Raw genomic sequence first — 13,873 nt, 5'->3', positions numbered from 1 at the left:
GCCTTTGCGATGTGTTCGGCTGTGATTTGACGTTCGGGTTGCCGCAATCGAAAAGCCGCGACCTGCGCCGAGACAGGTTTCGTCAATTCCCAGTGGCCAGCCGTTTTGACACAGTCTGGGCCATCAACAGCCTTTCGCAGTTGCGCAAAGATGATCATTCAAGCGGCTGCTACAACCGATCAGCGGACCTTCGAACGTGGCCATCCTCTCGGTGATCTGCCGCCGTCGAACGTTTCCTCGCTACAGCTGACTGTATAAGCTTGTCAACTGCCGTGTAACCGGCTGCCGGGTAGCCGGTTACCGTTCACGCCGCCCGTGCGGTCGTGTCGAACTCAGCGAGAACTCGCGCACGTCATAGGGATCTGCGATTTATCGCGGTTTTTATCGCTTGCTCAAACGTTCCCGGGAGCGATGTAAGCGGTTTTCACGATTGTATAAAACTCGCGCGCATAGGTGCCTTGTTCACGGGGCCCCAGACTCGAACCCTTGCGCCCGCCGAACGGAACGTGGTAATCGACGCCCGCTGTCGGCGTATTGATCATCACCATACCGGCCTGTACGTGACGCTTGAAATGGCTCGCATGAGCCAGCGACATAGTGCAGATGCCAGCGGAAAGGCCGAATGGCGAGTCGTTGGCTACGGCAAGCGCTTCTTCGTAATCCGCGACCTTTATGACGGAAGCGACAGGACCGAACACTTCCTCCCTGTTGATCGTCATCGCCGAGGTCGTGTTGGTCACGAGAGCCGGTGCCAGGAAAAATCCTTGGGTTGCCGAGGTAACACGTTCACCGCCAAACACGGAACCACCTTCGGTGCGTGCGAGTTCGATATAACGCTCGTCCTGTTCCAGCTGTTTGGCATCGACAACAGGACCGATCTGCGTCGACGCATCCAGCGCGTTACCAATCTTGAGACTGCGCATGCGCGCCTGCATGGCCTCGACAAAACGGTCGTGGATGCCGCTCGTCACGATCAGGCGGCTAGAGGCGGTACAACGCTGGCCGGTGGAGTAGAAGGCGCCGTTGATGCACGCCTCGACCGCGACGTCCAGATCGGCATCGTCGAGCACGACCATCGGGTTCTTGCCACCCATCTCCAGCTGAAACTTCTTCCCGGTGGCGACGCATTTCGCGGCGATCGCCTGGCCGGTCCCAACCGAGCCCGTGAAGCTGATGGCATCCACGTCAGCTGATTTGACGAGTGTTTCGCCGACGATCGAACCCGTGCCCATGACGAGATTGATTACGCCCGCCGGTGCACCGCCTTCGGCGATGATCTTGACGAGTTCCCATACGCTGCCCGGCACAAGTTCCGCCGGCTTGATGACCACGCAGTTTCCATACGCGAGCGCAGGAGCGATTTTCCAGGCGGGAATAGCGATCGGGAAGTTCCACGGCGTGATCAGACCGATGACGCCCAGCGGTTCGCGTGTGACTTCGACCGTCAGTCCCGGGCGAACCGACGGCACAATCTCGCCGCCGACCCGCAATGCCTCGCCCGCGAAGAACTTGAAAATCTGTCCGGCGCGTCCCACTTCGCCGACTGCTTCGGCGAGCGTTTTCCCTTCCTCGCGTGCGAGCAGCTTACCGAGTTCGTTTTTGCGCGCAAGGATGGTGCTGCCGACCTGGTCGAGCAAGTCAAAGCGCTGTTGTGGGGTGCTGAGCGACCACGTGCGAAAGGCTGAGCGTGCAGACGCGATTGCTTTCTGTGTCTGATCTGCGCTAGCCCGTGCAAAATGGCCGATCACGTCGCTCGTGTCCGAAGGGTTCACATTAGGAGTGGAGTCGTTGCCATCGACCCATTCGCCGCCAATGAAGTTCTTGAATTGCGTCATCGTAAATCCGTCAATGAGTAAATATCTGCTTGATCAGCTGAGGTTCAGCAGCGAGCGCTCGGCGAGGTTGGCGTACAGCGCACGCACGCCGAATGTCCACGGAGCGATTTGGGTCGACAGCCGCACGGTGTTGACGAGTGCGCCAAGCGGAGGGGCGCTGATTGTCACGCGGTCGCCGAGGTGATGCGTAAAGCCGCCACCCGGCGCATCGCGATCCTTGATCGGAGAGAACATCGTACCGAGGAACAACATGAAGCCATCGGGATACTGATGATGCTTGCCCCAGGTCTGATTCACCAGGTCGAGAGGGTCACGGCTGATCTCCCGCATATGGCTGATGCCTTCAAGCAGGAAGCCGTCGTCGGTACCTTCCACGCGCAACGAAACGCTCGTTTCTCGAATCGTGTCCAGCGTGAACCGTCCGTCGAACAGGCGAATAAACGGGCCGATCGCGCATGAGCCGTTGTTGTCCTTGCATTTGCCCAGCAGCAGCGCGGAGCGGCCTTCGATGTCGCGCAGATTGACGTCGTTACCCAGTGTGGCGCCCACCACCTCGCCCTTGCTGTTGACTGCGAGGACGATCTCCGGCTCTGGGTTGTTCCACTTCGAAGCAGGCAGCAAGCCGATATCGGCACCGAGTCCGACTGAAGACATAGGCTGCGACTTCGAAAATACCTCTGCATCGGGGCCGATTCCGACTTCCATGTACTGCGACCATGCACCGCGTCGCTGCAGCTCTTCCTTCAGCCTGGCGGCAGCTTCTGAGCCGGGCTTGATCTTCGATAGGTCGGTGCCGATCAGACGCGTGATCGCAGCGCGCACTTCCTCAGCCTTCGCAGGTTCGCCGCCTGCCTGCTCTTCAATGACGCGTTCAAGGAGGCTAACGGCGAACGTCACGCCGCAGGCTTTGATGGCTTGCAGATCGCAGGGAGCCAGGAGGTAGGTTTGATCCTCTTTCCGTTGTGTGGCGACGGTGGCTTCGATCAGATTGCTGACATGACCCAGAGATTCGCCGGAAGCCTGCCGGACGAGTTCGACCAGATCCGGGCGATCGAAAAGATCGGACACTGTTGGTGCGATGCGGGAGATATCAAATAGTTCCCCGCCGCGAACAGCAACGACGCACGGTCCCGCGCCGTTTTTCGTTTGACGCCACACGCGGCCAACGAGCAGGGCGCCGTCGAGATCGTCAGGCAGGTACCTGGAATATGAGGTCATGAACTGATCCAATGTGCATTGAAAGTGCTGGCAATCGTAGTCGCCATAAGGTCAAAACTCGGTGCTAGAAGCGGTGGACGATACCCACGCCTGCTGCGAACATGCTGCGCGACGACGACGGAGTCGACTGGAAGCCGTCGCCGATCGATGCCGTTGCGGCGATCGAGCGGTTGGTCGGGCCACCCGGGAACGTCGGCGTGCCAAGCGTCCGGCCGTTCGCGCGCTGGAATGCTTCGAGTGCGTAGAACCCGGTACGCTTGGACAACGCGTAGTACTGGGACAGGTTGAACTGGTGGTACGACGCTGCGTCGTCGATTCCGTTCGCCTTGCTCGCCCACGTGTAGCTGTAGCCTGCAGCAAAGTCCCATGCCGTCGTGGCCTTCCAGTGCAGCACGGTGCCAGCGGTATTAAAGACTTGCTCGTCGGTAAACTTCGACAGCACGCCCGGGATGTACTGAACGTTCGTGTACGTCGCCGAGATATCCCATGCGCTGTTGAACACGTAGCCGAGGCCGACCGCGAAGCGATTCTGCGCCTGCGCGCCCTGATAGCCGTTCGTCACCGCCGACACGCCCGACTGGCCGGCCGTATTCATCGTCGAATCCGCCCCGTAGACGCCGCCGCCGACGGTCGAGTTGTTGATGCGCGAGAACGCAACCGTACCGCCGATCGGGCCTTGCTGATACTGGATCGCCGCCGACCACGTCGAACCGCGATACACGCTGTCCGGCACGCCTGCGAGCGAGTACGAGCCGCTGACCGTCACGCCGTAGAGCTTTGGAGACGTATAGACGATCGAGTTGTTCGCGCGGTAGATCGTGTCCAATGCGTCCAGATCGCCCGGGTGCGCGCCGAAGTAGCCGGTCAGCCAGTTCGTCGGGCTGTACGGCGCCATCAGTGTGTAGTAAGACGTGTACTGGCGACCCAATGTCAGCGTACCGAAGGTCTGATTCGTCAGACCGACCCAGGCTTGACGGCCGAACATCGCGTTGGCGTACTGCTGCGCGCCGTTGTTGATGTTGAAGCCCGACTCCAGCTGGAAGATGGCCTTGGTGCCGCCGCCCACATCTTCTGCGCCCTTCAGGCCGAAGCGGCTTCCCGCCCAGATGCCCGATGCCATCTTGACGTTCGAGCGACCACCGCTCGTCGAACCGAGCGACGTCTGGCTGCTCTGATAAACGATCGAATCATCGACGATACCGTAGAGCGTCACGCTGCTTTGAGCGAACGCCGGCGCAACTGCCGCGAGTGCCGTTGCTGCGGCAACAGCGGCCTTGTTCAAGTAGAAACCCTTCATTAAATTCTCCTCTATGTCCACGTGAATTGCTTTTGTCCTATCGGATCAATACGAGCGCCTTGAGTACGCTCATATCGACCCTTGTTGTCATCGGATTACTTGCAACTACATTTTTCAGCTCGTGCGTCATATCAAATATGGATAACTAACCTAGTGATGTGGCGCGCCACTTCCAGGTGAAACTGAACAATTAGACTTGCGGAAATTCCTGGTTAATGCGATAGATCCATCAGGTTGCGAGCAGCTACCCATGCTGCGGCGATTGACAACGATCCTTCGGCGCATGTATGTCGGCTGTCTCGCATTTTTCCTACGCTACAGATTTCTGACTAGGAAACGGGATCCAGTTCAATAGACACTCCGCCCTGTTGGGCCGAGGCGTAGGCCGCGTCCATGACTTGCATCATCAGCTCCGCATCCCGCAACGATGCGATCGGCTTTGCGCCAGTCTGACTTTCGGCGAGCACACGCTTGGCAAACAAGGGGTAATAGACGTCGGTCTCAAGCTGGAGTCGGCGGCTTCGCGTGCCTGCCGAAAGATGATTCCTGTCGCGGAACTCGATTCTGTCCGGGCCAGACTTCGCGTACATACGGTCCGAAGCAAGAGTGAAAGAAAATTCGCGCTGCTCGTCGGCGGTACTGGGAAAGCTGTATCCCGTCTCCACCAGGCCGATCACGCCGTCTTCGGTTTGCATGGTCACCAGCGAATAGTCTTCTATGGCACCTCGATGCGTCCTTGAGTTCATAACGGCGGAGACACGGGCAACCTCCTTGCCTGTGAGCAATCTGAACAGGTCGATGAAGTGTGTTGCCAGGTTGATTGTTGATCCGCCGCCGGAATATACAGGGTCGATTGCCCAACCGGAGCCTGCAGCTTCGTATCGACTGGGCGGCCCGGCAACGAAGCGAAACGACATGTGGTTAAAGTCCGATGGTATGCGCCCCTCCGCTTCTTCAAGTGAGCCGAGCAACTCGCTCATCCGGAAGATGAACGGCACCGCGCAATAAAGATTCGCTTTCTCGGTCAGTGTGCGAAGCCGGCTGACCTGGGACATGTTGACGCCGCACGGCTTCTCTAACGCGAACGGAATCTTGCGCGCGATTACGGCCTCGGCGAGCGCCGGCATTTCGGAATGCCGCCCGAACACAAACGCGAAATCGACCGCCTCGCGCTCAAGCAACTCGTAGGCCGACGAGTACAACCTGCTTCCGAATCGTGCGGCAATCGCCTCGCCCTTCACTTGCTCCGCATCTGACAGGGCAACCACCTCAATCCCGGGCGCGTCGAGCGCATCAAGATACAGCGGGACATGCCAATGGCTGACCTCCAGCAAGGCAACTTTCATACATGTTCTCCTTCGTAATTTCCCACGAATTTTTCAATCCGGATTGCTCGGCAACAACTCGTGGCTTGGGGCATATTTCGCAATTCGGCATGACGACCGTGCCCTTTTGCCTCGCTGCTCATTTCAGGCTCCCGTCCCTTGTTGAGCGGCCATCGGGGCGATAGTCGAATCCGAGAAAACGCAGCGCGTACAAAGCCTGTCCCTGATGCATTGGACCCCCGTCCTGAACACGACACCCACGTGCCTGCGCGGCTTGGAGAAGCGGCGTCGTTTCAGCCGAATTAATGATGTCTACGACGACGGCGCCTGGTGCGAGCCGTTGCGGATCAACTGGCATGGCATCGTTCGCTTTCATGCCGAGCGGCGTAGCATTAATCACGACCTCGAAACCTTGCGGATCTGATGGTCCTGAACGTGCAGTACAACCCGTTTCAGCGGAAACAGACGTCGCAAGCTCCTTGGCGCGGTGCTCGTCGACATCGGAGATGGTCAGCTTGCTAGCGCCTGCGGAAGCGACGGCAAATGCGATCGCTCTACCTGCGCCTCCTGCGCCGACGAGAAGCACCGACTTATTGGCCGGATGGTTGCCTTCCCACTGCATCCCAAGAACGCAGCCGACGCCATCCGATATCGCGCCGACCCAGCGTCCATCATCTTCACAGCGAATGACATTGACCGCGCCGGCCTGGCGGGCAGTCGAATCCAGCTCGTCGACAAATGCGAGCATCCGTTGCTTATGAGGCATTGTGACCAGCATGCCGGACAGATTGCTCATCGCTCGTGCACCGCTGACGAAGGCCGACAGGTTATCTGCCTTGACCCAGAAAGGAACGCAAACCGCGTCGACTCGCTGTTCGATAAACAGCCGGTTCAAGAGTTGTGGCGACTTCGCAGCGCTCAGCGGGTCGCCTACCAATCCATAGAGTCGCGTTGTGCCCGAGATATGTGGTTGCATTGCGGCTTGATGTTCAATGTAAAACTAAGGTCAATTCGTGCACATTCGAACCGGCGTACAGCTCCGAAGTGCACGTTTGCATGCGACGTCCAGCTTGTGTTGCGCCCACGCGGTGATTGCGCCGGGTGGGCGGCTGGCGGCGGCTTAAGACCGCACGTTATTGGCAAACCCCGGTTCACCGGCATCCTTGCTCGTCGCGGCTATGGCTTCGCTGCGCAGACGCTCATATTCGGCCTTCGGTACGGGCATTGCATTGCGGTTTCCCAGATCGGCAAGGCGAATACGGTACGTTTCCCGAGTGGTGTATGCGGCAAACGCAGCAACCAGACAAATGCCGAATGTAAGAAAACCAATCTTCAACGGGATGTTGGTGGACCCCGGAGGCGCGACTGCGACGAAAAGCGACGGCAGCAAGGCACACAAAGTCGTCCCTACGTTTTGTCCGATCGCCATGCCGGTGACACGCACGCGCGTGCGGAAGAGCTCGGGAAAGAGACTCGGGAACACGCCGTTGAAGCCCTGGTAAGCCACGCCCCACATGAGCACCGAGAAGACCAGTGAGAACCCGATACTGTGGATGCTGATGGCGTACAGGTAGCCGAAAGCGAGGATCCCGGAACTCACCACGCCGACCAGAACCGGGGGCTTGCGACCAATCTTGTCCGAGACGTTGCCGACAATGGGGATCAGTATGACGGAGCAAAGGTTGCCGAGAACCGGCACCCACAGAAAGACGGCGGCAGGAAAGCCAATACCGTACGCCGGCTGGACTGCATAGGTCGCGCCGAACACAGTCGCCAGGAGCGCGGTGACCGCGGCAAGTGCCATGCCGACAACACGCAAGACATCGCCCCAACTCTCGCGCAGGACCTCGATGACCGGAGAGGAAGGAACTTCTCCGTGTGCCTGTTCTTCAGAAAAAGCAGGGGTCTCATCGACCTGGCGGCGAATGATGTAACCCGCGATGATCACGACGATGCTCAGCAGGAACGGAATGCGCCAACCCCAGGAAGCAAACTGATCCTTCGGCATGAAGTGGGCGAGCGGCAAGAAGACGCCTGCCGCGAAAAGTTGCCCTGCCTGAACTCCCTGGAGGGTAAAGCTTGCAAAGTATCCACGCCGTCCGAACGGCGCATGTTCAAGAATCATGGAGCTGGCACCGGACATCTCTCCCGCGACCGCGAATCCCTGAATGAGCCGCAGGATGACGAGCAGCACTGGCGCCCAGATGCCGATCTGCTGGTAGGTGGGCAAGAGGCCCACACACATCGTTGCGACGCCCATTAAGAGCATGCAGAAGATCAGCACCGTCTTGCGGCCGTGGCGGTCGCCGAGGTGGCCAAGCACCATGGCCCCTATCGGTCGGGCGACATAGCCGACACCGAAGGTCGCCAGTGACGCGACGATGCCTACCGTTGGATTGTGAGACGGAAAGAAGAGTTGCGGGAATAACAGCGACGCTGCAGTTGCGTAGATGAAAAAGTCGTAGTACTCGAGCGCTGAGCCGATCCAACCACTGGCTGCTGCGATCTTTGACTGGCGCTTGCCGTGGGGCTTAGCCGGTGCTTGTGCGTTCATGCCTGTCTCCATGGTAATTGACTTTCCGGTGTTGCTGGTTTATTGTTGTAACACCGTTCCAATAGGAAGGATGTTACTCACATTATGAGAGTTGTCAAGGGAGCAGTTGACCGATCGCTTCAGGCGATCGAGTTGCTCGCACGTGAGGCGCGCTGGATGCGTATGTCCGATATCGCCGCTGAACTCGAGCTTGAGAAAGGACCGGCCCATCGAGTACTTGCGCAGTTGTGCGAGCAGGGCTGGGCCGAACAGGACGAACACACTTCTCAATACCGTCTGACTTTGAAGCTTTCCTTGCTTGGTCAGCGGTACTTGCATGGGCTTGGCTTACCGGGCCTGGTGCAGCCGATCATCGATGAGGTGGCGGCGCAATGCCGCGAATTGGTCCGGCTGACCGTCGTCAGCGAGGGAAAACTCGCGTGGCTGGCGTCCTCCCAAGGCGCGGCACCGGGTCTCATGTATTCGCCGTCCATGGATAGCCCTATTACCTTGCATGCAACGGCGAACGGGAAGGTGTGGCTTGCGTCGATGTCAAACGACCAGGCGGTCGAATGTGCGTTGCGTGGTGGACTCGGAAAAGCTGTCGCCAGCGCATGCGGGCCTAAGGCGATCACCAGCATCGAGCAGTTGATTCCCGAGTTGGAATTGACCAGGCAGCGCGGCTATGGGCTTGTCGTAGAAGAAGCCGAACCGGGCGTTGCTGCTTTGGCGGTGCCTGTGAGGTCGCTGACCGACGGTGCGGTGGTCGGCACGATGAGCATTGCTGGACCGGTAATGCGAGTTCAGCCCGAGCGTTACGACGCCTTCTACGCGTTTTTAAACGAAGCGGCTTCGAAGCTAGGTGCGGTATGGCCGCGCCAAAGCGTTGGTGCCGACGTAGGTGAGGCGGCATGAACGCGCCAGCAGCAACACAGGCCGCCGAGGCTATCGCCAATCCTCGAGAACAGGCAGCACGCATTCTTGTGACAGCGCGCCTAAAAGGCGAGCTCGTCGAGCGGCTGCCTGTCGAACTGCTGCCTGCGAGTCTGGACGACGGTTTTGCAATCCAGCGAGAGGTCAGCCATCAGCTAGGTGGGCGGATCGTCGCATGGAAATGCGGGCTTCCGCAGCAAGGCAAAGTCATCGCCGCGCCGATCCATGATGCAGATATCCATCGAGGCGATGTATGTCGCATGAGTGGGCCTCCGCGTGCCTTTGTGAGGGCTGAGCCCGAACTGGCCCTTCTGCTGAACCGCGACCTTCCCCCACGGTGCGACGCCTATAGCGAAGCTGAAGTGCTCGCCGCTCTCGGGCACACGCACCTCGCGCTTGAATTGCTAGGCAGTCGTTATTCGCATCCCGAAACGCTGACGTTCCCTGAACTACTGGCAGACGGCCTGTTCAATGCCGGCCTTGTCATTGGACCCCGCGTTAATCCGTTCGAGGGCGCGACGCCGGCCGATCTCCCCTCCGAATTTGACGTCTGTCTAGCCAGCGTTGAGGAAGAAACCGTCACGTTCGCGGGACGCCATCCTGATCGGGGCGTGCTTGCGCCGATTGTGTGGCTCGCCAATTTCCTTCGCAGCCGCGGCTTGGGACTGCATGCCGGCCAGGCTGTGATCACCGGGTCTTACGCGGGCGTTCTGGAGTTGCCAGTCGGTCGTGAGTTGCGTATCGGCTTCGGCAACCTCGGCACATTGCCGATCACTTTTTTGTCTTGATAGGAGTACTAGATGCGTCTCATCCGTTTCGGCCAGCCTGGCCAAGAGCACCCCGGTATTATCGATTCGAGCGGCGCGATCCGCGATCTGAGCGGCATCGTGAACGACATTGATGGAACGACTGTCTCGCCGGTCGCCCTTGCAAAGCTGAGCGAACTCGATTTGGATCGTCTACCCGTCGTTGAAGCGGGCACGCGTCTCGGCGCCTGCGTCGGCAACGTCCGTAATCTCGTGTGCATTGGTCTGAACTACTCCGATCATGCTGCTGAAACCGACACGCCGATCCCACGGGAACCGGTGGTGTTCAACAAGCATACGGGCTCCATCAGCGGCCCGAACGACCCGGTCATCTTGCCCGCAGACGCTCAAAAGCTGGATTGGGAGGTCGAACTCGGGGTAGTGATTGGCAAACCCGCGTGGCAAATCGACGAAGCCGACGCGTTGGAGCATGTGGCGGGTTACTGCCTTGCGAATGATGTTTCCGAACGCGCGTATCAGCTCGAACGCGAAGGCCAGTGGACCAAGGGTAAAAGCGGATTCTCGTTCGCTCCGCTCGGACCGTGGCTTGTCACGCGTGATGAAATTCCCGACCCGCAGATTCTGGACCTGTGGCTCGACGTCAACGGCACGCGTCGTCAGACCGGCAACACACGGACCATGATCTTCAATGTCGCGCATATCGTGGCGTATCTCAGCCGCTTCATGCCGTTGATGGCTGGCGACGTCATCATTACCGGCACGCCTCCTGGCGTGGGCCTCGGTCAGAAGCCGCCGGTCTTTCTAAAAGCAGGTGACACGATGACGCTTGGCGGCAGCGAACTCGGCGCGCAGACACAAAAGGTTGTGCAGTATGCGGACACACTCGGCGCGGCATGGGGCCGCGGCGAGTATCCATTGGCACTGTAAGACGATTCGATTCACAAAGGAGGAGATATGAGCCTAGCTGGAACGGGCGTCGTCGCAATCTGGCACGACCTGCTGGCGGAAGCGAAGGATGAATTCTACGAGTGGCACAACCGTGAGCACATGCCTGAACGCGCGGGCATCCCCGGGTTCAGGCGCGGTCGGCGCTTCATAGCACTGGATGCAGGTCCCGAGTACTTCAATCTCTACGAGGCCGACACCGTCGAGGTGCTTGGCGCGCAAGACTACCTTTCTCGGCTGAATACGCCGACGCCGTGGACCAAACAGGTAGTCGCCTCTTTCCGAAGCGTCGCACGCTCGATCTGTCACGTGGCCTATTCGGACGGTGTTGGGCAGGGTGCCAATCTCATGACTGTGCGATTTGACGTGCCATCGGCTGCGCGGGCAGAAGTCGTGAAGGCTTTGCGTCAGCGAGTCCTACCGCCCCTCGTGGACCTCCCGGGTGTCACGGGCGTGCACCTGTGCCTTGCCGACGAAGCGATCAGCAAGGTGGAAACGGCGGAAAAGAAGGCGCGTTCAGAAGGCACCCAGGTACCGACATGGATCGTGTTAGTCGAAGGGTGCCGGGCAGACTATGTCCGTTCAGCGGTGGACGGTTTCGTTTCGGGACTCGCGGCACTTCCCCAGGCCGGCGCGACAGACCCGGACACCACCCTCTACCAACTTGAGTACACGCGCTGCAAAACGCCCTGGAGCGCTGGTTAAAGGTCGTCTGAGCACCGCTGCACGGCCCTTCGCGCGACTCCCACACGGATGGGCGCGACCGGCCTTTACCCTGAAAAACGTAGGAGTTATGCCATGTCGTTGAATATTGCCGACACGTCCGCCCCATCTACCGCGTCGATGTCGGCTCGTGTCATACGGCTCAATCCTGCTGACGATGTCGTTATCGCACTTGAACAGCTTGTGTCCGGGACGGTGATTGACAAGGAAGCGGTGACTGTCTCGGGACTGATTCCGCCCGGGCACAAAGCGGCGACACGTGACATCGCTCAGGGCGAGGCGGTGCACCGCTACGGCCAGGTAATCGGCTTTGCAAGTCAGCCGATCCGCGCGGGGCAGCACGTACACACCCACAACCTTGCGATGGGTGACTTTGCGCGGGACTACGCGTTTGGTCAGGCCGCGCGCCCGACTGTACGGTCGAATGAGGCCGCAACATTCCAGGGCATTGTCCGCGCAGACGGGCAAGTCGCCACACGGAACTATATCGGGATCCTCACCTCGGTGAACTGCTCGGCCACGGTTGCGCGGGCCATTGCTGATCACTTTCGCCGTGACATCCATCCGGAAGAACTGGCCGCGTTCCCGAATGTCGATGGCGTCGTCGCGCTAACACATAGTTCAGGTTGCGCAATTGACTCGGAAGGGGACGGTCTCGCGATTTTGCAGCGTACGCTCGGCGGCTATGCATGCCATCCAAACTTCGCAAGCGTGCTGATCATAGGTCTCGGCTGTGAAACGAACCAGATTTCGCGACTACTTGAGACACAGGGACTCCGCGAACACGACCGATTGCGAACGTTCACGATCCAGGACAGCGGTGGCACGACATTGACGATTGCGAAGGGTATTGAACTGGTTCAGCACATGTTGCCCGAAGCGAACAACGTGAGGCGAGAGGCGGTCAGCGCAAGTCATCTCACGATCGGTCTGCAATGCGGAGGGTCGGACGGGTATTCGGGCATCACCGCCAATCCCGTGCTTGGTGCAGCCGTTGATCTGCTCGTGCAACGCGGAGGCACCGCGATTCTCTCCGAGACGCCCGAAATCTATGGCGCGGAGCACTTACTTACGCGGCGCGCCGAAACGCCCGAGGTGGGTCGGAAGCTGATTGATCGCATCAGGTGGTGGGAAGCGTATGCGCATCGGCAAGGGGCGCAAATGAACAACAATCCGTCTGCGGGCAACAAGGCAGGTGGCTTGACGACCGTCCTTGAAAAATCGCTGGGAGGCATTGCGAAAGCCGGCTCTACCAATCTGACCGAGGTGTACGAATATGCTCAGCCGGTCACGGCGCGCGGCTTGGTGTTTATGGACACGCCCGGCTACGACCCGGTGTCGGCTACGGGCCAGGTAGCCGGCGGTGCGAACATGATCTGCTTCACGACGGGACGTGGTTCAGCTTACGGCTGCGCGCCCGCGCCCTCCGTCAAACTTGCGACGAACACCGCACTTTGGCAACGGCAGTCCGACGATATGGACCTGAACTGCGGAGAAGTGTTGGAAGGACGAGCGACGATCGAGCAACTAGGCCGCGTTCTTTTCGAATTGCTGCTAGATGTCGCCTCGGGAACCCGTTCTCGCAGTGAGCAGCACGGTTACGGACAAAACGAATTCGTACCTTGGCAAATTAGCGCGATCATGTGAGCGCAGATCAATACCATTCCAGTACCTTCCAATACTGCTGCGCAGACAGTGACTTCCCCGCGCTGGCTGTTCCTAGGCGGCGGGTGTAAGCGCGACTGAAAGGCTGCTCCGCATCGCACATCTGCCGCTGGGCACTCGGCGGTATAACAGTCTGCTTCGGGGTCGACTTGCGACAGACGCGACCCGGTCGAAGGCACCCCTCAGTCGGCGTGGGGCGCCATCCAATCATTGTCGTTTTCACCCGATACCGCCTCAGCTGAGCACAGCTGACAGGGTCGATCGCAAGAAAATGGCGAGCGACAAATCGATGCTGGACCGATAACCGCAATTATCGGTCCATAGTCGAATTTGATCTAAACTGCTGATCATGAAAACGCGCGAGACCCTTCCCGTCGACGACAACGGGCCCGACTTCCCGGGCGAAGCCGAGCTCGCCACACTGCGCGGCTGGTACGCCGGCCTGGACGCGCGGACCGCCGTTGCCCGCTATCTGGGCGACCGCCGGGCGGTCGGAGCGTCGTCGCGTGGCATGCTCGGCCGGATTCGCCGGCAGCTCATCGCGTACGCGGGGTGTCCTTGATTTCTACGCATTTTTCCAGTTAGCCGCCTTTAAGCCCAGTAAGGTCTTGCCTTGCGCCCCCAAATAAATA

11 protein-coding genes and 1 pseudogene are annotated in these 13,873 nt (G+C 59.4%); 6 read left to right on the top strand and 6 right to left on the bottom strand.

Features of this window, described 5'->3' with window-relative positions; genetic code table 11:
- Positions 1-392: 392 nt before the first annotated feature.
- From DLM46_RS36710 to DLM46_RS36685, 6 genes are all read right to left on the bottom strand, one after another.
- On the bottom strand, positions 393-1,835 hold the full coding sequence (locus tag DLM46_RS36710; RefSeq protein WP_115109487.1) for an aldehyde dehydrogenase family protein: 1,443 nt from the start codon (positions 1,833-1,835) through the stop codon (positions 393-395).
- Positions 1,836-1,868: 33 nt separating this feature from the next.
- Entirely contained in the window at positions 1,869-3,053 is a 1,185-nt protein-coding gene (locus tag DLM46_RS36705) for a fumarylacetoacetate hydrolase family protein (RefSeq protein WP_115109485.1), read from the bottom strand.
- 64 nt (positions 3,054-3,117) lie between these two features.
- Positions 3,118-4,350 carry a porin gene (locus tag DLM46_RS36700; RefSeq protein WP_115109483.1) on the bottom strand — a complete coding sequence of 411 codons (1,233 nt, stop codon included), beginning with the start codon at positions 4,348-4,350 and terminating at the stop codon, positions 3,118-3,120.
- 329 nt (positions 4,351-4,679) lie between these two features.
- Complete coding sequence (locus tag DLM46_RS36695; RefSeq protein WP_115109481.1) at positions 4,680-5,696, bottom strand: Gfo/Idh/MocA family protein; 1,017 nt, start codon at positions 5,694-5,696, stop codon at positions 4,680-4,682.
- A gap of 118 nt (positions 5,697-5,814) precedes the next feature.
- Positions 5,815-6,651, bottom strand: a complete 837-nt coding sequence (locus DLM46_RS36690; RefSeq protein WP_115109479.1) for a shikimate dehydrogenase family protein — start codon at positions 6,649-6,651, stop codon at positions 5,815-5,817.
- 144 nt (positions 6,652-6,795) lie between these two features.
- Positions 6,796-8,229 (bottom strand): MFS transporter, encoded by a 1,434-nt coding sequence (locus DLM46_RS36685; protein WP_115109491.1) that lies wholly within the window; start codon positions 8,227-8,229, stop codon positions 6,796-6,798.
- An 84-nt stretch (positions 8,230-8,313) separates the two neighbouring features.
- Between DLM46_RS36685 and DLM46_RS36680 the strand changes: the two genes are divergently transcribed.
- The 6 genes and pseudogenes from DLM46_RS36680 to DLM46_RS36655 all read left to right on the top strand — a co-directional run.
- The gene (locus DLM46_RS36680; protein ID WP_115109477.1) at positions 8,314-9,123 is read left to right on the top strand and encodes an IclR family transcriptional regulator; all 810 of its coding nucleotides are present in this window, start codon (positions 8,314-8,316) and stop codon (positions 9,121-9,123) included.
- Positions 9,120-9,929 carry a 2-keto-4-pentenoate hydratase gene (locus DLM46_RS36675; protein ID WP_115109475.1) on the top strand — a complete coding sequence of 270 codons (810 nt, stop codon included), beginning with the start codon at positions 9,120-9,122 and terminating at the stop codon, positions 9,927-9,929. Before DLM46_RS36680 ends, DLM46_RS36675 begins: the two co-directional genes overlap by 4 nt.
- A gap of 12 nt (positions 9,930-9,941) precedes the next feature.
- The gene (locus DLM46_RS36670; protein ID WP_115109472.1) at positions 9,942-10,835 is read left to right on the top strand and encodes a fumarylacetoacetate hydrolase family protein; all 894 of its coding nucleotides are present in this window, start codon (positions 9,942-9,944) and stop codon (positions 10,833-10,835) included.
- 27 nt (positions 10,836-10,862) lie between these two features.
- The gene (locus tag DLM46_RS36665) at positions 10,863-11,558 is read left to right on the top strand and encodes a hypothetical protein (protein WP_115109470.1); all 696 of its coding nucleotides are present in this window, start codon (positions 10,863-10,865) and stop codon (positions 11,556-11,558) included.
- A gap of 93 nt (positions 11,559-11,651) precedes the next feature.
- Complete coding sequence (locus tag DLM46_RS36660) at positions 11,652-13,223, top strand: UxaA family hydrolase (RefSeq protein ID WP_115109468.1); 1,572 nt, start codon at positions 11,652-11,654, stop codon at positions 13,221-13,223.
- 367 nt (positions 13,224-13,590) lie between these two features.
- Positions 13,591-13,791, top strand: a pseudogene (locus DLM46_RS36655) (integrase); the annotation flags it as partial.
- Between the last annotated feature and the right edge of the window lie 82 nt (positions 13,792-13,873).

The organism is Paraburkholderia lacunae (assembly GCF_003353175.1).
Taxonomy (GTDB): domain Bacteria; phylum Pseudomonadota; class Gammaproteobacteria; order Burkholderiales; family Burkholderiaceae; genus Paraburkholderia; species Paraburkholderia lacunae.
This window is presented reverse-complemented; position numbering and strand designations above follow the sequence as displayed.